This window comes from Paenibacillus sp. A3, assembly GCF_001399685.1.
In the GTDB taxonomy this organism is placed as follows: domain Bacteria; phylum Bacillota; class Bacilli; order Paenibacillales; family NBRC-103111; genus Paenibacillus_G.
The window spans coordinates 1-21,220 of the sequence record NZ_JTHN01000172.1; the positions used below are offsets into that span (position 1 = coordinate 1).

The following is a 21,220-nucleotide window of genomic DNA, read 5'->3' on the forward strand; positions in this document are numbered from 1 at the left end:
AGACTCACTCAAGAAATGGTAGATGCAATTCTCGAATATCAATTTTCAACTGAAAATTTAAACGAAAATTGTTATTCTGCTGAGCTGCAAGATGGTGTATTGATGATAAAGTTCGTTAAGAGTTCAGAGAGACAATAAAACAACAATTTCAATGTGATATGAGGTGCTGGAATGGATGAATGGACTTCTCAGGTTGTTGTAAATAACATTCCTTATACCATTACTGTAAATCGTATTTACTCCCCATCATATGATGAATTTCTATTCGAAGTTGAGATTATGCAAAAGTCAGAGGTAGTATATACCTCTTCAATTAATCTTTACTCGAAAAGAGAAGTTGAGGCATGGATAAGAAAGAGATTAAATTGCGAAAGTATAGAGTTTAATTGGGTAGATAGTGAGTAAATTAGAAGTCATGCCGACAATTGATTTTGCTTATATTGCTAGCCGATAAATCAAATATTTTATTTGGAGGGATAGCTTCATTGGATGAGAATATAACAATAACATTGCCTATTAAAGATTGGGAAAGAATAATAAATAAATGGTATGGTATGATTCATTTTAACTCAGAAAACGAAGAAGTTGATGATGACATCTGTAGGATAATTGAAGATGCCTTGAAATAATACTTTCATGGTGATTAATTCTACATGGGGGTTGGAATGAGGAAAATATGCTATTCAGCATTGTCTCTATTGATTGCATTATCTGCTGTTTGGATATATTTGATTAAAGATATGGATAGTAAATCCGTTATTCCAGTTATAAATGGATTCTATGGCATTTTTATCGAAAAAGATTATTGTAATATGTATAAATACACGGACTTCAGCAAATATTCCCAAAATCCTGACTTAACCAATGAAGACAAAGCTATTCTGGCGCACGGGTTACTAAATAATGATAGACATTGGTATGGCGAAATAAAAAGGTATGATATAAAGAGTGTGAAATGGAGTGGAATAGATAAAAGAAGTGCAAAGATTGCTGTTATTGCATTGGATGGGTATGGAAATGAAAAGACTTATTATGATAAGGTTATCATTGAAAAGAATGAAATTGGTTGGTTCATTACTGAGTATAATTCCGGATCACCTTGGAGAACGATGAAAATGCCTTAGAATAGAAACAAATAAAACAATTCTTTTAAAGGGAATAGGGGTGCAGGTAAAAGCTTGGATGACATCCTACATATGAATTTTGAAACGTTCATGAGGGTCGGTTATTTTGTTATTTCGGATGATGGTTTAGCACCAGAGTTTGAAAAGTATTTAATTGAGCAGAACATTGATTTCTATGTTGAACATGACTTTGATTACATGACATTTCATAAGCATTGAAACGAGTCTTTCATTTGGACATGAACACTAAATCGGGGGAAGTTTTATGAGTTCAAAGAGGCTGTTGAGAGAATTAAGAGTATCGACCCCAATCTATACATTGGGATTTCAAATAAAAGATATGAAGAGGTAAGATCCAGAGGGGAATATGAAGCAGATTCTATATTAATTGCCGAGTATTATCGTAGAGTTGGAGTTTTGTTGCAGTTTATGAATAAGGACAGTGCTTTTATTTTCCTGGGAATGTCGAGATTAATTAATAAAGAACCCATTCTCGACTATGATAACTTGCTTACAATTTGTCCAAATCTCAAGGACATTAACTTAACGATTATTAAAGCAATTTGCTTCAACTATCTTGAGTGGTGTTGCTTAATTGATAACGGGAACCCACTAGCCATTAAATATCATGATATATACGAACCAATTATAAAATTATTCGAGCGAGGAGGGGGACAAATTAGTATCCATCATAGTGATTTAGTCGGAGGTTTTGGCGCATTTCCGCGATCAATATCTGCCAGCAGAGGTGATATGAAAGAGTTTGATATTAGTGACAGCGCACTTGAGTTGGAAATTAAGGGAATAGAACATGCTGAAGTGTATCTTAAAGAGTATCTACAAGACAGAGATGTTACGAGTACCTGCATCCGTTGTGGCAAAAAACTACTCATACAGGAAAATCAAAGTGTTGCCGGTGCTTGGTACAAAATTAAATGTGAAACTGAAAAATGTTTTGATGATAATTTTAGTAGTTATTATTTTAAATGAAATGAATCTTTTATCAGGTGGTGGTTAAGATAGTTAAGCCGAAAATTAGAAAAGAAAGGCTTGATTGGTTACAGTTGAGAAAAGGAATCGATTATGTTATGTCGATGTATTCTATGACAGATAGAGAAGTTAAGTCTCATTTTGATTTTGTTTATAATCGATACAAAGACTTGCCTGAATATGAACGCAAAAATGAGAATCCACTTTGTCTTGTATGCAACTCAGAAGTTCGTATAAATTGGGAATGTGCCTGTGGAGAGAACAGATCGATCATTGATGAAGATGATCCTGAACTTGAAGAGCGCATTGAAGAATGGAACAACAGGTGATGAAATAGAACTTTTACTTAAAAAGGAGTTAAAGATAGTGGAGAAAAAATCAAGTGAAACAAAAATGGTAATAGTAATGAGAAAAGATTTGAATATGACCAAAGGAAAGTATGTTGCACAAGGGAGCCATGCCAGCCTTGGTATTGTTCTAGATATTCAAAAAAGAAATAATCAAAACCATAGATTGATATTAGAAAAATGGCTAAATGAATCATTTGTTAAAGTTTGCGTATCCGTCAATAGTCTTGAAGAATTGCATGACATTTACAAGAATGCATTAAGTAGCGATCAAGCTGTTAAACTAATAACAGATAATGGACTGACCATGTTTAATGGCATAAAAACAGATACATGTTTAGCTATTCTTGGATATAGAGATAAAGTGGACGAGATAACAGGTCATTTAAGATTACTTTGAAATCGAAGTTTCATTAGAAAAGAGGGAAATATGTTATGAAGTTACAGGATATAGATTTTAGAAAGTGTTTGAACGAATTAGAAAAAAACGATTGGGGGAAGGCTCCAAATCAATCAACAGGAATGATACAAAAAATTCATGAATTGCGCAAAGAACCACTTTAATTCAGGTGAACTATATATCGGAGACTTGTTATATGCTGTTGTACGCATTGATGGGGAATTTTGGAAGAAACACATTGACTTGCATTGTGAATTTGACACAATAGTTGACTCTTTAAGGGGTGATTTAGATTCATTAAATGAAATTATTAGTAAATACAAATACAGCTATGAATAAGGATTATCATTCTGTTAAATAATTTTTGGGATATTCAAATCTAAATAAAACATGGATTTTAATAATGGTGAGTTTACTTGTATTAATTTGTATGATGACAGCAGAACTTGGTTAAAAGAATTTGGCATTTAGGAGGCTCGGTTTCAAAATGAAGTTTGTATACTATAACGATACAGGCAGGGTAGTTTCAATTCATCCAGCTACAGTAAATCATGGCTGCATAGTTGATGACTCTCCAATCAAGCCTTTAGAGGAAAGAGAGTTTGTGCTGCCTAAGAATACATATCCATGGGTAAAAATGTGGGACCACGGAGAAGATCTCGGATTGAGCATTTTAGTATCCACAAGGCCGTTAACCGAATAAGGGGAATCGTTACAACAATTAAAGGAGATTACTATGAATCCTTTTGATGGTGTTGATATTGGATTGTCAGCAAAACCTTTGTATATATTCCTCGCACTTGCTTTTGGATCAGGAATTATCGGTTTGCTTCTAACAAATGTATTACCTATAATAATTGCTAAGTAAAGAACACGACATCATGAACTTTAAATTCACTCTTCGCTCTAAAACAAAAAAATCGAACTCCCAATTTGAGGAATGTTATTCATTTCAACTACACTCCAATGAAATTGACCTTTTATTGTATTCAAGTATTATTTACAGCAAATATGCCATCCTCCAATTCGCGACCCTCTAAGTAATCAATCGAAAGAAACCCACTCTACATTTACTAAGCCAATTAAGTCAGAAAAATTGATGTGCAGGAGGGATCTCACCAAAAATTGCATCTTCATCGTCATTTATAAAAATAGCTTCGATATCATCAAGTGAGACTTCTGGATCTAAAAACCAATTCTTTTATGACATTTGGTTTCCGTTGCATACAAATGCAACCCATCCATTAGCTTCCTCAAAAACATAACCTTTTTTCTCTGCTTTTTTTAGTAATTCAACAACGTCTTCTTTTTTTTTCGTTTTCACATGATATCTCTCACTAAATTCGCTCATAAACATTGGACCACTGTCAATAGATTGGACACATAGAATCGAGAGAATTACGCAGCAGGGCGGTACATACGTTCGTACTGATTGGGTGTAAAATACCCGATGGAGGAATGGATTCGCTTTCCATTGTAGAAGCACGCGATATACTCAAAAATCCGTTCTCTAGCTTCTTTACGGGTCTTGAACTTCTCCAAATATACGAGCTCTTTCTTCAGCACACTGTGGAACGATTCGATACAAGCGTTATCGTAGCAATTCCCTTTGCGGCTCATGCTTGACTGTTCGGGATTTCAAGCCGAACTCCTTCATGATTCGAGCAACGGTTTTCTCGGCTACCTGAATGCCCTGTTTCTTCAGGGCTTCCCAGATTTTCTTGCTTCCATACAGGCGCCTATGGTCAAAAAAGATCCGCCGAATCTGCTTTTTAAGCCGCTCATGACGTTTGCTTCGAGCGCTTTCTTTCCGTCGGGTCCAATCATAATAACCGCTTTGGGAGATTCCAAATACGGCGCACATCTTCGCGACACGGAGCTTGAAGCGGTGATCGTTGATGAATTTATAGATCAGCGCCGGTCTTTTGCGAAGTAGTGCATCGCCTTTTTTAAAATTTCGTTCTCCTCTTCCAGGTCACGAATCCGCTTCTGAAGATCACGCATGGCCTTGTCTTCCGGTTTTAGTTGCCCACTACCGGGAAACGCTCCGCTGCCGTCCTGTTTAAATTCAGCGATCCAGCGATAGATCGTATTCTCGTGCAGTCCCATTTCACGGGCTACCTGCGCCACCGGCTTCCCTTCTTCTTGAACGAGTCGAACGGTTTGTAGTTTGAATTCTTTGTCGTATTTTTTCGTCATGTCGGACACCTCGATTATGGATGCTTTTATTTTCGCACTCTCGGTTCTCCGTGTCCAATATTGAGTCTAGCATCAAAACCCATCTATGAAAAAGAGAGTACCTAGGGAAATTAGGTACTCTCTTATTATGGGGGCGAACATCTAATCCAATATTCTAATGTAGTCTATGAAAAGTTTATCACCTATATTCCCAGTTGTTATTGGATCAAGACGTATTTGTTTAATTGTGCCAGACCAAGAACTATTTGATGATAAATTTACTATGTAGTCTGTATAATCGCTATTGGCTTTTATAGGAAAAGCTACAGATTTTGCTTCGTCCCAAGTGCCATCGGAGTTGGTAACAAAATACAACTGGGCCAAAGACTTATTGGAGTTGTTTTTCAATCGAATTTTCATAAATTTAAAGTTAACTGCATCAATACTCAAGTAATCTGACGAAATCATATAAGGATCAGTTCCAGTCACCTCAAGACTAAGAATACCATCTGAAACATTCCTTGTCATTTGATTAAATGCTGACCATCCCTCATCATTCCCTTTAATATTGAAGTTCCAATTTTTTTGTGCTGAAAGATTTGAAATAGTAATATAATCAATACTTAAAGTCTCGCCAATCATACCTGTCGTTACAGGATCGATTCTCAGTTGTTTTATCTTTCCTATCCATTTTTTGTTGTTTCCCATGTCAACTATATATTCAGTGTAATCAGTATAATTACTTGGAAGGATTGAGAATGACTCAGACTTATTTTCGTCCCAGTTAGTATCATTTTCAGTAATGAAGTAAATTTGACCCAACGTCTTACTTGTACTATTTTTCATTCTTATTTTAATGAATCTATTGGAAACAGCATCAATATTCAAATTTTCAGGTGAGAGAATGAATGGATCATTACCGTTAATCATTAAATCCAATCTCCACTCATTTGTATTTCCATTAATATCGTGAGCCATTGACCACCCCTCAAGATCTCCTGTTTGATCAAAATGCCACTGTAATTGAGGTGTCTCAGAACTTATAATTTCATTCTGTAATTGAGTGCTAATCTCAGCTAAGAAGACATTCTGTGCTGAATTAAACGAACCTATATTATGGTTCCATGTCATTACCACCCCATCCCTACTTGGAAGTAAATGAGCACATGGATTAACTTCAGATGGTAGTACACCTTGTATTTTAGCTATAGGAGTAAACCTGACCTTTCCTGAAGGAAGGATATTGAAAATATTGGTATACAGTTGTCCTCCTGAATTCCCAGGATCTCCATCCCCAACAAACCAATCTGATAGTAAAGACTTATTATTATTAAAATGTGCATTCCAATAATAGTTATCTATAAATCTATTTGTTTGTTTACTCGATGGTACTATTCCAAAAGGATCTATTGCAGTAAAATCAAATGACACTAAATTATACGTCCCCATAGGATTATTTGGATGCCATAGGACGTCAGAATAAAGTTTTCCATCCACAGACCAGAATGGATGTGCCATATTAAAATATGGATATGTCCAGTATGTACCCTCTAATTTAAGAGGCTCCATTCTCTTTTGACTTGCATCTCCTATGCCAACTCGCCCCAACTTAAACCCAGCATCTTGGTTTATATACGTGAACAAATGTGGGTCGGTAGGGGAAAATACCATATGCTCAATACGATCTGCCCCCTCATAAAGAGTGAAGACTTGCCTAGAAGTCATGTCAAATAATTGTACTTTAAATCGATAGGGTTTAGACTTAGATTGCTCATTCCAAATAATTTTGGTTTGGTCGTTATTTACAGCAATACCACCAGCGAAGAAAAAATCTTCAGAGTGATCACGATAGACAAAGTGTTCCCACTGTAAAGTATTTAGATCTAATCTGCCTAACCAAGCATCTCCTCCGTTATTTCCATTAATAAAATGAAATGCATACAACTTATCACGGAAAACATTATCACCATTCGCGGTACCTCTGCTTGCAACAATCGTTTTTATACCAGTTCGAATATTAATCTTGGAATATTCATAACCTTGTCCCAGTGAATTGTTTAAATTTTTGACTAAGAGCCAATCATTATCAATAAACGGGTTTTGGTGATAATAAGTAATCGAATTTAAGCCGTCTTGATTCGTTATTTGATATACCTTTGATCCTGTATCTGAGTCAATGTAATACGGAAATGCACTTGAAATTGATGCATAAGCACTTTTAGATCCAATAAAATTGAATCCTAAGCTCAAAAACAATAAAGCGAATAATGCTACTGATACAATTGACCTTTTCAAAATATATCCACACCTTTCTATTTTCATATTTTTATTAATTCTTTAAAGTAAAGATATTTTCCTCTGTTGATGTGATGTGAAGTAAGGTATATTTTGTTCATGTGTTTTCTCATAAAATGCGGATTTTAAGTGATTGTTACGTTATTAGGTAACTCTTTGCAGGGCTTAGTCTGGCATTGCTCGATATTGAAAACCATAAAAAAAAAACTAAAACATCCAACCAGTTACTACTGTTGGATGTTTTAGTTCACTTTTAGTTGGCAGAGGGAAAAAGTGGTGGGCACTGTGATGGAACACAAGGAGCAAGTCAGACGGGATTGTGAAAAGAAAGTGTCTATCTTCCGATTCTATTTTTGTTATCTAAAGGAATGGATATTTTCTTGTTGTAGGTTTTAATATAGCGAAATCCGTCCAGCAGCAGGCGTTCTGGCTTCTCCATTGTACTAAAAGAATACGTCTGCTCCCAAAGGATGTTACCGTTATTAAGGTCCCACGGACGTGAGTCCGAAATTGAGGATACAGGAACTACAATACCACCAGCTTGAACGGATAAATTTTTTGATTCAAGGATTGTAAATTGTTTTCTGGCGATAACAATATCATAGCCTATATCGGTTTTTGTGACGCTTCGAATCCATACCTTATCATCGCCAATTTCGATGGATTTATCTGATGGTGAGGCTAGCGAAATGGGTTCTTCTACTTTCTGATATCCAGTGAAATTTTCGAGTACAAGTTCAATGGTCTCTATCTTGTCTGTTGGAAGCACATCAAATTCAATTTCAAATTCCGGAATGCCTTTTTCAGCGGAACTCTCCGACCGCATTCCCCAGTATTTCACTTCTGTTCCATTCACATAAAGCTTTGTTTCAGCTGAAAATCTCGGAAATCCCTCATAATCCATTTTATAATGTCCTTTCACGATGGTTGAGGTTGGTGAAGCTGTAATGGAGTCATAGTGGACAGTTCCCTGATCGACAGAAATTGATTTTGCAATGTTCTTTTTAAGCATACTGTTCATCGCTTTATTCGCTTCAAACTTGAAGGAGAACGGATATGATGCCCGTTCCCCATTATCTAGCCGCTCACTGAATGTAACGGTTAATGTTCTGGAGAACGGACTAACTGGCTCGAATTTATATACCCCCTTGAACTGGGTCTTGTCTTTGCTATAATTGCCACTTCCCTCTTTCACAGCTGAATCAGTCAAGAACCCTTGCATCTTATCCACTCTATAACGAAGAATACTATTGTCAGTAAATACGGAGCCAGCGGGTCGATCAATGGTGTAATACATTAGCAATGCGTTTTCGTCCGCAATAACCCCGTTTATGGTAATGATAGTACCGTCATTAAGAGTTTTGGTTTTATTGACCGTTTGTCCGTATCCTTGCTTCTCCATTTCAGAAAAGCTTAGAGTGTTCAGCTCGATTTTATTTAGCAACTTATCTCCGTAATAAGCAAATGCAGGATATTGATAAGTTCCAGCAATCAGAAGAAGTGCTGCAACTGATGATGCAACCCATGTCATCACTCTATTCACGTTTCTTTTCTTAGCGGGAACACGCTCAAGTGCATTTCGAAGTCTGCCCTCAAGTTCTAACGGAGCCCGTACGATATTTAGAGTCTGCCTGTGCTCCTGTAGTCTCTCCTCGATTGTTTTTATAACGATCACCTCCGATTATGGCTTTCAGTTTTTGTATGCTTTGCGAAATTCTTGATTTGATTGTGCCAACTGGTGCACCAGTTATGTCCGCAATCGTTTGATACGGAAGATCATGTACATAACGGAGTTCGATCGCTTCCCGCTGCCGTGCATTCAGATGAGAGAGCAACACCTGCATGTCCATCTCAGACTCCGTATAGCGATATGGATTATCGTCAGTTATTTCAACAAATGATAGTTCTCGCTCATCTTCCAGTAAAATAAATCGTTCCTTGTTGTGAAGTATCGTTTTGCAACGATTGACGAGAATTGTTTTGCTCCAGCTATAGAAGGATTCGCTCTTTTGCAATTGATCTAGCTTTTCATAAAGCGCAACAATCATATCTTCCATTGCATCCATCGCGTCATGCTCATTTCTCATATAGCTGTAGGCAAGACGATAATAAGCGTCCTGTTCGACTATAATTAATTGTAATAAAGCTTCCTTGTTTCCTTTTTGGGCTTGTTTGACAAGACGGCTTACACTCACACGTTCTCACCCCTTTCCATAGATAAGAGATCGCAGAGGCTATTAAAGTTCATTATTAATAAAAATTTTCCACAACCACATAGGAAAGTAATCCCCTAGGAGGCTGCGGATGTATATGGCCCTAATGTAATATTGCATAAACGTAAAAAACTGCAACAATTATTAACGGGGAAACCTCACTCACCTTTTCCACTCAAATCAGATACAGTTAGATAGTTATTGTTTTCAATTTTATAAACAATAACTACATTCGGTTCCATAAAAAAATATACATATGGATGATTAACTTTAGTTTTAATAAGGTTCAGCCCCCTTTTACCAATATATATTTTTGTGCAATCCTGACAATCTTATAGTCATCCACTTCGTCAATTTTTCTTTTCAAAAACCTCAATCCCTACCAATCATTTTTAGTCGCCCCTAAGATATAGGGGTTCTTTGTGTAGTCATCAACCTTTAAAATAACACATCAGTTCAAGACCAACAGGAGAATATACGGAATAATATAACGGCGACCATCCTCCCTCATAACAAAAAAAGAACCGAGAGCAAATCGCCTTCGGTTCTTCGTTGCATGTAAACAACCATTGTTATCTATAAACAAAAATAAACTACTTGATGCAGTAGTTTTCCAAATGTTACTATGAGGAGTGTGCCTATAATCGGCATACTCAATTTTTCATTCCCAAATAAGGAAGTGATACTCTACTCCATTATTCAAGATAACCACAGTATATACCGCATTAGTAAATTACGCAATAGTTTTATCGCATTTTTCGTATTTTATTTTTAAAATTTGGGATGCGAAATGGTATAAATCGCCCTGAATCCCTTGCCCCATAAGGGATGTTCATAAGCCAAGACCAAAATGGGCACATTCATCCCTAGCTAAACAAGCAATTTAATATGATGGTTTATCATCTTTCACTTTTAACTTTGGAGGGCAGATCAATTTGATTAAGAAACGTCGGTACTACATTTGGCAATATAGTCTTGATCATATTAAATCGGATGGAACGAAATTTTCGTTGGATTACAACTTAGAATCAGCTACCCTCGCAACGGAAACACTCATGTACTACATCTTAAACGAGAAAATTATGAAACGTAAGTATGAACCCATTATCGAGTATCAGAAAAATAAAGATGGCTCACTCGTGAAATCGAAAAGCGGAACTCCAATAAAAATCAAGAAGAACGCCCTTCCTATTATAACGATTGAAACTGGTCGAGATCGCTCAGCCAAAACAAATGAAAAGCTATCCAAACTTCTGAATGAAGGTTTTACAGCAAATTATCACGACTCCAAAGGAAATATTATATCAGTTCAAAAATTTGTATTCTTGGACAATGTTTTATCAAGCTCTCAGAATAAAGAATGTCGGCAAATTTTTATTTTGGACAAATACGTTGACCAGTTAAAACGCCATATCTCTTTAGGAACAGAACCCACGAAATGTACGGTATCCAAGAACCTTACTCGTAATGCGTTAACAACAACAGATGTATATCTTTTCCCTGTGGAGATGAAGGATCTGACAATTTGCATCATCCCAGATAAAGAAGTGCCTGTCATTGAAGATGTGGAGATGATCAAACCATATCATCGTACTCCTGAAGAAGAGAGTAAGTTTGCTGAACTTCAAGCCTTCATTGCTACGGAAAAAGAATATGACAAACAGCGTCTGATGATTTTAGAAAAAGTCAAAGAAAAAGAAATCGAACTTCCCATCGCGCCAAATGGCAGAGACAAAAAATATAAAACGGTCGGTCAATGGAGGAAAGAAGGCAGACGAGTACGATTAGATGCGCTCATCGATCCTCAATGGAAAGTAATCAAAAAAGATGGCACCCATGTCCCAGTATGGACGTTTGAGCAAACGGAGCCTTATGAGGAAAAAGATTTTCCCATTACCGAGTGGTCTACAGGATTACAACTAGCAGAAGTGAAGGCCCATAAAGTAATGGAAAATGTTTTCGATGGCATGGGATTGGTTTGCAAAGAACTAGGCCAGCGGATGGAACAATTTTTACAAACCGACTTTCCCATAACCGGTTATCAGTTAAGACTGCCTTCAATAAAAGGATTTTTCCCATGTGTTGATTTTCGAGGATATTTCCGAAAACACCGAGTCAAAAAAATTAAAGATATTTTCAATGAATGGCATGAAACCGAAAAAATCGACATTCTGGCTACAGAGTCTACGTTCAAATCCAAGCTGGAAGTGGTGGGAACAAAGCCTGACGGATCAGAAGATAAACGCTGGCTCTTCCCTTCTATCTCAGATTACAAGTCCAAGCTTCTTGATCATGGTTACGATGTTATTGGTATTTCAAATATTGCCAAGCCTGTTCATGAAACGTATAGAAAATCTTCATATCAGTTGTTGTTAGCGCTAAACATTCGCTTACAAGATATATTTTGCTTTTCTAATGTACTCGGAGATATGATACATCGAACCTTAAGCATCTACCGCAAAGATGAAACCGACTGGAACGATATCGCTTATGTTGAAGCCTTTCTGAATCAGGTTTTCAAAGAGAATTCGGATAACAACCTGGGCAAAAATTGCAGTGATGCCATTAAAGCCATTCACCTTAACAAAAAGCTTGTCTTTGACCATAAAGTGATGCAAACGATCAAAGACGTGATCGATCATAAAATCGATGAAATGTGTTTGGGGAAATTTTATCTGAAAGCCAAGTATCTCTATGTAACGCAAGATATTTTAGCCTTCCTTTCCTATGCCGCGGCAGAAGATAAAAAGGAATGGATGTATACAGGCTTTCTTGGTTCAAAGCAATGCTATTGCGGCGGCAGCATAAAAGGCCAGCGAATTTTGGCCCGAAATCCGATTATGTCATTTAGCGAATTGACTCGGACTACATTCGTAGATTATGAGAACGAAGATGTTGAATTCATTCGTCACCTTACTAATATTGTCCAGCTCCCGCTCGGTACGGAACCTGATCGTCTCGGGGGTGCAGACCGCGATGGCGATGAATTATTAGTGCTTGATACGGATACGAATTGGGCAGACACCGCCATTGAATATATGCAAAATTACAATGATATCGTTCAAGATACCGGTAGCGAAGATTACGGTAACAACAGGCTCGAATTGTTCAATGAACGGCTGAAGCTATATTTTAATGAACGGTTTCCATCCCAAAGCAGCGTTACCCTTCGGGATTATGTCATTGACTCTCTTGTTCAAATTAACGATGCAGATAAATCAACTGCCGAATCAGAGGAATGGACAAAACGAAACATCATCGATTTTATTATTCGCTCTGAGGACAAGACAGGCAAAATAACAGATATAAATACAACAATCGAAAATATAGCCAACTCGGAACAGGACTTAGTCAAATACAAACTGCCGATTGCCATCATGAAACATTTACAAGCACTTTGTATTGATGCTTCCAAATCCGGACTGTTCGACAAAGTTGTCATTCCTGATGTAATTCAGTATCAATTTGGAAAATGGAAACCGCAATTCATGAAATTTAAGGACGGTAACGACTACAACAAAGATATGAAGCATATCTCTGCTCTGGATAGCTTTTCGCAGGAGATGGCGAAATTCAAAAAGTATATACACAGGATCATGATTGAAGAAACAGATCGTAAAGTCCAGAGACATGAGTTTGAAAATATTTATCGTTTTTTTCAGAACCCTAATCTGGATACAACCTATGTTGATCAAACCATCGCTGTGTTGCAGGACACTTATGCTTCATTCCTGCAAAAAAATAGAACGCTAACGAAACAGAAGTTGAGCCTGAATCAATATTCCAGCGACGAAAAACATAAACGATTGCGGAAAGAAATTGATGAGAAGTTTGCTGAGTTATTCAAGGAGACCAGGGAACAAGCTGAGCAAATTTGTGATTGCCCCTCCCTGCTTGCTACGGCTTCCGTCAGAATGACCTACGTGGATTCGAAAGCGAAGAATGAGAATCAAAACTATTCATTCTGTTGGGTTGTTGCCAGCGAAGGTATTTTGCAAAATATCCAGTTGAACTATGAAGACTGGGACAAGTTGTACATTCAATCCACAAACCGTGATGATTCGAATGCTTTTGAATGGTTGGGTGAATATTACTGTGCGGTAACTAAACATGAAGCCTACGTATTGGAATTCCCAGAAGGCAAAGACATGAGTATCCCTGAAAAATATCTCAAGAAGCAGGATCGAGCGTTGATCGATCTCATCGATTATGAAGTGACATTGCTGAGCAGTGAAAAGAAACCGTGGGAGCCGAAAATAGTGGCCGAAAAGATTGTCGGTAACACGTACACCATATTTGATGATCGTGGATGGCTTGGTGTCGCTGAAGGACTCAGTATTGCTCGGAAAAAAGGCGATACCGCGCTGGATAATTTCTTGGGGTCACAGCTCACGATTAAGACAATTGTGAAGACCACTAACGCCTCCATAACATGTGTGGTTGATATGAAATGTTAATCTGATCCGGCTTGTCAGCCGGTAGAGCGGAATGAGGAGTATCTGTAATTTGTATTCCGATAATTTTGACTTAAGGAGGTCGTACATGAATAATGAAACGATTGTAATCACTCAATCCCGAGCTGGATGGTTAATGTTTAACGGATTTGGAAAAGTAACTGAACGTTTAGATTGGAAAGATCGGAATCGAGTTATTTACATATTCAACGATTCCCCCAAACTAAGGGAAACAATGAGCAAGTATAACCAGTTCAAAGCGAACTTGCTTTAAAAGCAGACAGGTGATCTTAACGTATGGAGAGACCAACAAAGAAGAAAATTTATAATAATGTCGTATATAACACCGAATATAAAAATGGACAGTATTTTGAATCTCTTTTTAATTTGAGTATTGATTCTTACAAAATAGATGATCTAATTGTGGATGAAAAAAAAGTAAATCGTTTAGCAACGGATATATCTGCCCATTTTGTTACCACTTTCCAAACCGCATACCAAAAAGAGGTATCTGAAAAACAACAGCAATTTTCGCTTGACTGTGCGCGGCTTATATTTAGTGAGCTGAAGTTTCCCAATAAATCCGTTGTAATTCCTGCGAAGGCTGGATTCGGCAAATCGACGATGATTTATTCCATCTTAGAAACGATAATTGGAAAAATAGATGTATTTCATGAAAATGAAAACGAACTAGATCTCGGCATGATCATTGTTAGTGATCGAATTAATGACCTGAAGAACACTCAAAAAAGAATCCGTGAAAAGTTTGGTTACTATAGCAAATTCAATCAAGCAGACTGGATTTATGTCATGGAAGGCTGGAATAAAGAAAATTGTTTAAACGGTGTGACCGAGTATTATTCTGGCTGCTGTACACCCCGCAACTGTTCATTTTATAAAGACTGTTGGGTATTTAAGCAGCGATTTGAACAAAATAATAGTCCCATAGTTGCTATGAGCAACGAGAGGTTCTCATATTATCGAACTGAAAAAATAGATCAGTTCAGGACTTATAATTCTTATCAGGAACCACTCTCGCGAAAAATAATTCTCATTGATGAGAAGCCTGTCCTTGAAAAACATATTAACGTGGATGAAACGATGTTGTTAGAGCTTTCTAAAGCTGTTAATGAAATTACAATACTCGATCCGGTTGAGGACAGCAACAACAAAATGTATTTGAAAGATGTTTTACACGAAGTCAACAGAAGAATTTTAGATCTGCAAAAACAGTATAAGGAATACCGTAGCAGGATAATCTTCAACGATGAAGATATTTTTGACGAAAGGTTTTTACAGTTGTTTTCCCGTTACTTCAAATATCAATTTTCGGAGGAATTAAGTGCCATTCGTTTGCTTTTCAAGTCTGGCGGACTATTTTGTAATACATTCAATTCAATTTATTTTAAATCTATTTTTCCAAAAGAGAAATTCCACATTGAAAGCTTCAGAACCTATATTTTTGATGCTACGGGGGAAGGAGATCCTAGCTATACAGCCGAATTCGTCCATTTTAATATTGATGACTATAAAGAATACACGAATCTTACGTTTCATATTATCAATGAAAATATGAGCAGAAACGCCATTGAAAAGTCCAAATCCAAACTGAAAGTTGTTGCGGATTGGATTAATAAAACTTTCAAAGAGCCTGTATATGTTGTTTCTTATAAAGTATGTGGAAAAATGAACGTTAATCAGCAACTCAACAAGTTGCTTAAAAACAACAAAAATGTGGTGTTTGATAAAGATAAGAACGGCAAAAGTATAATCCCTTACTTCGGAAATACAAAAGGAAAAAATTCGTTTCAACATTGCCGTAAAATGGTGCAGATCGGATGGAATCGTCTTCCCTCTGATGAAACGGTAGCAGCATTTATGTATACCTTTATAAAATTGGATGAATTGCGACTACTAAGTGAACCCGACATGAAGAAAGTCCAAGGTTATATCCAGTTTGATTGGATAAACAGTCGCTTCGGTCATGATAATATCAATATTTTTGAAATGCGCCGATTGATGGGTCGATTTGGAACAAGAGGTGTTTCGAACGAAAGTTAGAGATTTTAGTTCCAATGAGCCCGTCGACATTTATTTATTTGGGGGAGAAGCCCGGCTGAAGGAGATGATAGCCCAAAGGTTCAAAGGATGTAAATTTGATGTTGTGACGATTCCAGGGTTTGAGTTGGAGAAGCATCATCAAAAAGGCGAGGATAAACAGGAAAAACTCTTGTATCAATATATTAGTGAGCAGTGGGATGGACATCCTGTTCCTGTTAAGCAAATACGTCATCAATTAGAAATAACAGATACTTACTGGAGCCGACTCGTCAAAAAGAAAAACATAAAAAACTTATTTGCCGCTAAACAAATTAAAACTTCACGACTAAAAGGCAAAGGGAAAGACCTCTATTTGTATTGTTTAACCGTGTCCTCGCCTCTTCAAGAACCTTAACTTGCACACTTTGTTATAATAATATATATAAGAAACAGTGTAAGTTAAGATTTTAAGAATTGAAACCACTCCTTAGAGGAAGTTAGATCCGTTTCCTCGTTATACTCAGGTTGGGGAAAGTAAACCGCCACTAATTATTGCAAAAATCCAATTTACGCATCCGCCATATCCAAGGTGCTCTTCCTTGGATTGGTGGTGCGACCAAGCAACAGGTTCATCGTTGCCCGGAGATGAATGATGAAATGTAATCTGCTTTCCATTGTGGTAGCAGGATTTTCTGTGCCAACGTTCTATTGAATCTTGAAACATTAGATTAAAACAAACGTCTATTGGTTTAAAATGCGATATTAGGGAAGGTTGAGCATATGAAAAGATATTTGATTCACGCACTTTCATTATTGGTTTTATTTTGCTGTATCAGTTCCATATTTCCAACTAAATCCTATGCTTGTAGTTGTGCTTATAAACCAGACCCCGATAAAGCATTAGAACAAGCCAAAGCTGTGTTTTCTGGTAAGGTGCTCGAAGCCAAACAAGAGATATTTGATGTGGATGGGATTCTTGAATACAGAGAAGCAATTCTTTTTAATGTAGAACAAACGTGGAAGGGAACTTCTCAAACACAAATTATCGTGAATACTAATTTTGGTGGAGAATCTTCTTGTGGGAATGAATATAAAGTTGGTCAAACTTATCTAGTATTTGCTAATAATTACGACAGTAATAATACTCTACATACAAGCATCTGTTCATTAACTAAGGAATTTTCAAATGCCAATATGGAACTTAATAAGATTGGGGAAGGTAATAAGCCAATCGAAAACGTAAACTTAAAAGGTGCAATGAGTAAGTTAGATTTTAATAATAAGCTAGTTTATGTTACAGCGGCTTATCATCGCTTAATTAAGTATCATCTTGTTGAGGTGTTTTTTGGTGTGTTCATTGTGGTTGTTGGACTTGTACTGGTGTTTAAAAAGAAAAAAAGTGAATTGTAATAGATAAAATGTATTTCTGCTGTCCTTTGTGGGGCAACTAATTGCTAATTAATAGATAAATTGACCAAAGAACCGATTGCTATACTATATTCTCATTTCATGTAATATTTAATTGTATGAATTGTACGATCGGGCTTGTCAGCCCGTAGAGAGGCAATTACGTTGTGAAAAAATTTATGACCCTGTGATGCTAAATCAATTATGAGCCGTATTCGTACGGTTCTTTTTTTATGATCGAAACAGGACGCAGTTGATTTATTAATCTCATCCCCTACTAACCAATAATACGAGGTGAAGAAATTGAAATGGTACAACAATTTAAAGTACTGGACATATCAAATTCAGTATGATGAATCAAGATGGCGCTTTAAACCACCTAAATTTTTTAACACCAAAACGAAATTTTAGAACTTCGGTAGCTAGCTGAAGTTCTTTTCTAATTTGAAAGGAGAATGTAAGTGGAGGTTATCAAATTAAAAATCGATCAACTGGTTCATGCAGACTATAATCCAAGGAAGGATTTACAGCCGGAAGATCCTGAATTTGAAAAAATCAAGAATAGTATTAACGAGTTCGGATATTGCGAGCCGATCATAGTCAACAGTGATTACACGATCATTGGAGGTCATCAACGAGCAAAAGTATTGAAGGCTCTCGGATACGATGAAGTGGATTGCGTGCTAATCGATATTGATAAAACGAAAGAAAAAGCTTTGAACATTGCACTCAATAAGATTACTGGCGAATGGGATTTTGATGCCCTCTCCTCCCTGCTCGATGAGTTGAAGCATGAGGATTTCAATCTTGAGCTTACCGGCTTTGATCTGTCAGAAGCTGAGAAATTATTAGATGAGCTGTATAAACACGATGAACCAGATGAAAATGATTTCGATATCGATGAAGCATTGCCGGAACAACCGATCACTCAGAAAGGTGACGTTTGGATATTAGGTAAACATCGGTTAATGTGCGGTGACAGCACCAGCGAGCAGGATATGACAACGTTGATGGATGGGGAGAAAGCCCGGTTGATTGTGACTGATCCTCCCTACAATGTGGACTATACAGGCAAAACGAAAGATGCACTAAAGATCGAAAACGACAAAATGGACAATGATCAGTTTTACGAGTTTTTATTGGCAGCATATAAACGCATGTATGAGGTAGCTGACGATGGTGCCAGTATTTATGTTTTTCATGCGGATAGTGAGGGATTGAATTTTCGGAAGGCGTTTATCGAAGCGGGGTTTAAGTTGGCACAATGCTGTATCTGGGCTAAACAAGTTTTCGTGATGGGAAGGCAAGATTATCAGTGGCAGCATGAACCTGTATTGTACGGCTGGAAACCAACTGCGGGACACTATTGGAATAGCGACCGTAAGCAAACAACGCTCTGGCAATTTGATCGACCTTTCCGTAACGAGCATCATCCAACAATGAAAACGATCCCCCTTATCTCCTATCCAATTAAAAACTCAAGCAAGATTGGCGATATCGTTCTCGATTCATTTGGAGGTTCCGGCTCTACACTAATCGCTTGCGAGGAATCAGATCGAGTTTGCTATACGATGGAGCTTGATCCGAAATATGCAGATGTCATTGTCAATCGGTATATCGCTCACGTTGATAACGATAACGGCGTATACTTGATTCGAGATGGTGTAAAGGTTCCTTACCAAGGAATCGTTGCTGAGTCGGAAAGGTCAGAGGTATCATGTGCTGACTAAACCGAAAGAGGTGATCCTATGGGTAAGGCAAAAGTGAAGATGGTGATTCGGTTCCTCAAGAGGATGCAAGCCGAAAAGATTTGCGTACTTAGGGAAGAAGAAGCTCGGGAGGATAATGAGCGGATTCAAAAGGTGATTAAGGATATTGAGCATTTTTACGAAGCGGAGTTAGAAGATTAAGGATAACGTAATGATCAAGGGGATGGCTGATAACGGCTCTCCCCTTTTCAATTTGATTGGAGGTGAGGTGACGATGGGAAAGAACGATGTTACGCCAAAAAAGAATAAGCCAAAAATACTGACGAAATATGAACAATTTGTTGTTCCAAGATTAAAGGATATCCCCGTTTGGGTACGAGAAGGATTAACCGATGAGGAGATTGCTAAGCGATTAAATATTCACATATGGACGCTTGGAGATTATAGACGTAAGCATCCGAAATTTGCTGAAGCATTAGAACGTCCAACCCTGTGGGAAACCCATGTGTATCCGAGATTAACGGAAATTCAGCAATGGTTTCAAGAAGGTATGAACACTGAGGATATAATCAAAAATCTCGGCATTGGAAAAACAACTTGGTACGAGTATATCGATAAACATCCGATGCTTGCAGAACTTGTTAAATGGAGCAAGTCTGTTACAATTTCTCGCGTGGAAAATTCGCTTTTGAAAGCTGCTATAGGGTATGAATATGAAGAAATTAAAACGATTGTCGAAGAGGACAAAAACGGAAAGAAGCGTACCCGAATTGAGAAGGTTAAACGACATCAGCCCCCTAACCCAACCGCGATAATCTTCTATTTAAAGAATCGCGCCCCGAACGAATGGAATGACCGCCGCGAGATCGTCGTCGATACGAAAGCGTTAGAGCAGCAACGGAAACAACTATTTCTTGATATGATCGAAGCCGATGTCATTGAAGCAGAGGGTGAAATGCTGGAGGAATCGGTAGCGGTAGATGATGGCTTCGAGGAGCCGGATGAGGATGTTCAATAAGGTTATGTCGTCAGTTTTTCGATAGATAAACGCCGGTATCTGCCGGAATAATACCCCAAAATTAGCCATAATCGATGCATAAGATAAGTTATGTATTGAGTTGATTGTCTCCCCCACCAACGGTATCATGTCACAGAATGAACCGATAGGTGGGGGCGAAATGCAGTATTTACAAGCGTATGAGACGCATTTACGTAGCAAAGACCGGAGTGAGAACACAATTTCCTGCTACATAAGAGACGTTTTGCAGTTCATGGATTAGTACAAGGACAAGACGAACTATGGCTTGGACAAACTGATCGAACTTGATGGTGTAGAATACAAGAAGTATCTGCAAGCCATTGGGCTAGAGGTCATTACGATTAACCGGAAGATAGCCAGCATCAACGTATTCTGTCAATGGATGCTCAAACAGGGCTATATTAAGGAACCCATTCATATTGAAGCGGTACGAAACAAGGTGATCCGGCAATATAAAGGGCTAGAGGACAGGGATTTGTAGAAACTACGGAATGAAATCCACCGGATGGGCAATCGGATGCATATCTGTATGATTGAACTGCTAATCGGAACCGGTATCAGGGTAAGCGAATTAGTTGGAATTAGGCTGAAGGATATAGAATTGTCAGATCGGAAAGGAACATTGAAGGTATTCGGTAAAGGAAACTCCTTTCGAACGATACCTATTAACAAGGATGTCCGTAAAGCACTCGCACGATATATAGAAGTCAGACCAGACAACGAGTCTGAATATTTATTTATCGGGCAGCGCGGCGCATTAGAACGAAACGCAATCAATTTAATATTGAAGAAATACGGTGATCGAATTCAGGTGAAGGTTACTCCCCACATGCTACGCCATACGCTAGGATATAGGCTGGTCAAGACAATTCCGTTGACCACGATTCAACAAATACTGGGCCATGATAATGTATCCACTACGAATATCTATACATTGACAACTCAGCAAGATATGGAAACGGCATTGATGAATATTGAGTGGTGACGAGCCACTCTTTTTTTTGTTTCATGGGAGGGGTACTTC

At 37.7% G+C, this 21,220-nt stretch carries 21 protein-coding genes and 1 pseudogene; 17 read left to right on the forward strand and 5 right to left on the reverse strand.

All coding sequences use genetic code 11. The features are described 5' to 3' along the window. Positions 1 to 171 precede the first annotated feature (171 nt). The 7 genes from QJ48_RS37060 to QJ48_RS39280 all read left to right on the forward strand — a co-directional run bounded on the left by QJ48_RS37060 (position 172) and on the right by QJ48_RS39280 (position 3,729). Entirely contained in the window at positions 172 to 405 is a 234-nt protein-coding gene (locus tag QJ48_RS37060) for a hypothetical protein (RefSeq protein WP_157261746.1), read from the forward strand. Positions 406 to 425: 20 nt separating this feature from the next. Further along, complete coding sequence (locus tag QJ48_RS37065) at positions 426 to 629, forward strand: hypothetical protein (protein WP_157261747.1); 204 nt, start codon at positions 426 to 428, stop codon at positions 627 to 629. Positions 630 to 653: 24 nt separating this feature from the next. Further along, positions 654 to 1,124 carry a hypothetical protein gene (locus QJ48_RS24705; protein ID WP_157261748.1) on the forward strand — a complete coding sequence of 157 codons (471 nt, stop codon included), beginning with the start codon at positions 654 to 656 and terminating at the stop codon, positions 1,122 to 1,124. 429 nt (positions 1,125 to 1,553) lie between these two features. Then, the gene (locus tag QJ48_RS24710; protein ID WP_237763045.1) at positions 1,554 to 2,114 is read left to right on the forward strand and encodes a hypothetical protein; all 561 of its coding nucleotides are present in this window, start codon (positions 1,554 to 1,556) and stop codon (positions 2,112 to 2,114) included. Positions 2,115 to 2,408: 294 nt separating this feature from the next. Continuing rightward, positions 2,409 to 2,861 (forward strand): aminoacyl-tRNA hydrolase, encoded by a 453-nt coding sequence (pth2, locus tag QJ48_RS24715; protein ID WP_202813845.1) that lies wholly within the window; start codon positions 2,409 to 2,411, stop codon positions 2,859 to 2,861. A 35-nt stretch (positions 2,862 to 2,896) separates the two neighbouring features. Continuing rightward, positions 2,897 to 3,025, forward strand: coding sequence for a hypothetical protein (locus tag QJ48_RS39275; RefSeq protein WP_272948155.1), 129 nt, complete (start codon positions 2,897 to 2,899; stop codon positions 3,023 to 3,025). 572 nt (positions 3,026 to 3,597) lie between these two features. Next, positions 3,598 to 3,729: a hypothetical protein gene (locus QJ48_RS39280; RefSeq protein ID WP_272948156.1), complete on the forward strand. Its 132-nt coding sequence runs from the start codon at positions 3,598 to 3,600 to the stop codon at positions 3,727 to 3,729. Positions 3,730 to 4,062: 333 nt separating this feature from the next. On the opposite strand, the gene QJ48_RS39285 is transcribed toward QJ48_RS39280, so the two are convergent. The 5 genes and pseudogenes from QJ48_RS39285 to QJ48_RS24745 form a co-directional block, all read right to left on the reverse strand. Then, positions 4,063 to 4,185, reverse strand: coding sequence for a hypothetical protein (locus tag QJ48_RS39285; protein ID WP_272948157.1), 123 nt, complete (start codon positions 4,183 to 4,185; stop codon positions 4,063 to 4,065). Between the two features lie 74 nt (positions 4,186 to 4,259). Beyond that, positions 4,260 to 5,060: pseudogene (locus QJ48_RS36225) on the reverse strand (IS3 family transposase). A gap of 141 nt (positions 5,061 to 5,201) precedes the next feature. Beyond that, positions 5,202 to 7,334: a hypothetical protein gene (locus tag QJ48_RS24735; RefSeq protein WP_157261749.1), complete on the reverse strand. Its 2,133-nt coding sequence runs from the start codon at positions 7,332 to 7,334 to the stop codon at positions 5,202 to 5,204. A gap of 334 nt (positions 7,335 to 7,668) precedes the next feature. Then, positions 7,669 to 9,000, reverse strand: a complete 1,332-nt coding sequence (locus QJ48_RS24740) for a DUF4179 domain-containing protein (protein ID WP_054976114.1) — start codon at positions 8,998 to 9,000, stop codon at positions 7,669 to 7,671. Continuing rightward, positions 8,927 to 9,529: an RNA polymerase sigma factor gene (locus tag QJ48_RS24745; protein ID WP_054976092.1), complete on the reverse strand. Its 603-nt coding sequence runs from the start codon at positions 9,527 to 9,529 to the stop codon at positions 8,927 to 8,929. Before QJ48_RS24745 ends, QJ48_RS24740 begins: the two co-directional genes overlap by 74 nt. A 953-nt stretch (positions 9,530 to 10,482) precedes the next feature. Between QJ48_RS24745 and QJ48_RS24750 the strand changes: the two genes are divergently transcribed. The 10 genes from QJ48_RS24750 to QJ48_RS38960 all read left to right on the forward strand — a co-directional run bounded on the left by QJ48_RS24750 (position 10,483) and on the right by QJ48_RS38960 (position 21,181). After that, on the forward strand, positions 10,483 to 14,004 hold the full coding sequence (locus QJ48_RS24750; protein WP_054976093.1) for a hypothetical protein: 3,522 nt from the start codon (positions 10,483 to 10,485) through the stop codon (positions 14,002 to 14,004). Between the two features lie 85 nt (positions 14,005 to 14,089). Next, positions 14,090 to 14,275, forward strand: a complete 186-nt coding sequence (locus QJ48_RS24755) for a hypothetical protein (protein ID WP_054976094.1) — start codon at positions 14,090 to 14,092, stop codon at positions 14,273 to 14,275. 23 nt (positions 14,276 to 14,298) lie between these two features. Further along, on the forward strand, positions 14,299 to 16,062 hold the full coding sequence (locus QJ48_RS24760; protein WP_054976095.1) for a hypothetical protein: 1,764 nt from the start codon (positions 14,299 to 14,301) through the stop codon (positions 16,060 to 16,062). Further along, positions 16,031 to 16,456 (forward strand): hypothetical protein, encoded by a 426-nt coding sequence (locus QJ48_RS24765; RefSeq protein ID WP_157261750.1) that lies wholly within the window; start codon positions 16,031 to 16,033, stop codon positions 16,454 to 16,456. Before QJ48_RS24760 ends, QJ48_RS24765 begins: the two co-directional genes overlap by 32 nt. Before the next feature lie 365 nt (positions 16,457 to 16,821). Continuing rightward, on the forward strand, positions 16,822 to 17,451 hold the full coding sequence (locus QJ48_RS24770) for a hypothetical protein (RefSeq protein ID WP_054976097.1): 630 nt from the start codon (positions 16,822 to 16,824) through the stop codon (positions 17,449 to 17,451). Between the two features lie 458 nt (positions 17,452 to 17,909). Continuing rightward, positions 17,910 to 19,178, forward strand: coding sequence for a site-specific DNA-methyltransferase (locus QJ48_RS24775; protein WP_054976098.1), 1,269 nt, complete (start codon positions 17,910 to 17,912; stop codon positions 19,176 to 19,178). 18 nt (positions 19,179 to 19,196) lie between these two features. Beyond that, on the forward strand, positions 19,197 to 19,358 hold the full coding sequence (locus tag QJ48_RS38165; RefSeq protein WP_193394494.1) for a hypothetical protein: 162 nt from the start codon (positions 19,197 to 19,199) through the stop codon (positions 19,356 to 19,358). Positions 19,359 to 19,368: 10 nt separating this feature from the next. After that, the gene (locus QJ48_RS24780; protein WP_237763046.1) at positions 19,369 to 20,175 is read left to right on the forward strand and encodes a transposase; all 807 of its coding nucleotides are present in this window, start codon (positions 19,369 to 19,371) and stop codon (positions 20,173 to 20,175) included. A 286-nt stretch (positions 20,176 to 20,461) separates the two neighbouring features. Then, positions 20,462 to 20,677: a hypothetical protein gene (locus QJ48_RS38955; protein ID WP_237763047.1), complete on the forward strand. Its 216-nt coding sequence runs from the start codon at positions 20,462 to 20,464 to the stop codon at positions 20,675 to 20,677. Positions 20,678 to 20,725: 48 nt separating this feature from the next. Continuing rightward, positions 20,726 to 21,181 (forward strand): tyrosine-type recombinase/integrase, encoded by a 456-nt coding sequence (locus QJ48_RS38960; protein ID WP_237763048.1) that lies wholly within the window; start codon positions 20,726 to 20,728, stop codon positions 21,179 to 21,181. The last annotated feature ends 39 nt before the right edge of the window (positions 21,182 to 21,220 follow it).

What these genes read in the sequence shown, in the direction of transcription:
- QJ48_RS37060 (WP_157261746.1), top strand. Translation starts at nt 172, where the DNA reads ATGGATGAATGGACTTCTCAGGTTGTTGTAAATAACATTCCTTATACC.
- QJ48_RS24705 (WP_157261748.1), top strand. Translation starts at nt 654, where the DNA reads ATGGGGGTTGGAATGAGGAAAATATGCTATTCAGCATTGTCTCTATTG.
- QJ48_RS24710 (WP_237763045.1), top strand. Translation starts at nt 1,554, where the DNA reads ATGAATAAGGACAGTGCTTTTATTTTCCTGGGAATGTCGAGATTAATT.
- QJ48_RS39275 (WP_272948155.1), top strand. Translation starts at nt 2,897, where the DNA reads ATGAAGTTACAGGATATAGATTTTAGAAAGTGTTTGAACGAATTAGAA.
- QJ48_RS39280 (WP_272948156.1), top strand. Translation starts at nt 3,598, where the DNA reads ATGAATCCTTTTGATGGTGTTGATATTGGATTGTCAGCAAAACCTTTG.
- QJ48_RS24755 (WP_054976094.1), top strand. Translation starts at nt 14,090, where the DNA reads ATGAATAATGAAACGATTGTAATCACTCAATCCCGAGCTGGATGGTTA.
- QJ48_RS24760 (WP_054976095.1), top strand. Translation starts at nt 14,299, where the DNA reads ATGGAGAGACCAACAAAGAAGAAAATTTATAATAATGTCGTATATAAC.
- QJ48_RS24770 (WP_054976097.1), top strand. Translation starts at nt 16,822, where the DNA reads ATGAAAAGATATTTGATTCACGCACTTTCATTATTGGTTTTATTTTGC.
- QJ48_RS38165 (WP_193394494.1), top strand. Translation starts at nt 19,197, where the DNA reads ATGGGTAAGGCAAAAGTGAAGATGGTGATTCGGTTCCTCAAGAGGATG.
- QJ48_RS24780 (WP_237763046.1), top strand. Translation starts at nt 19,369, where the DNA reads ATGATCAAGGGGATGGCTGATAACGGCTCTCCCCTTTTCAATTTGATT.
- QJ48_RS38960 (WP_237763048.1), top strand. Translation starts at nt 20,726, where the DNA reads ATGATTGAACTGCTAATCGGAACCGGTATCAGGGTAAGCGAATTAGTT.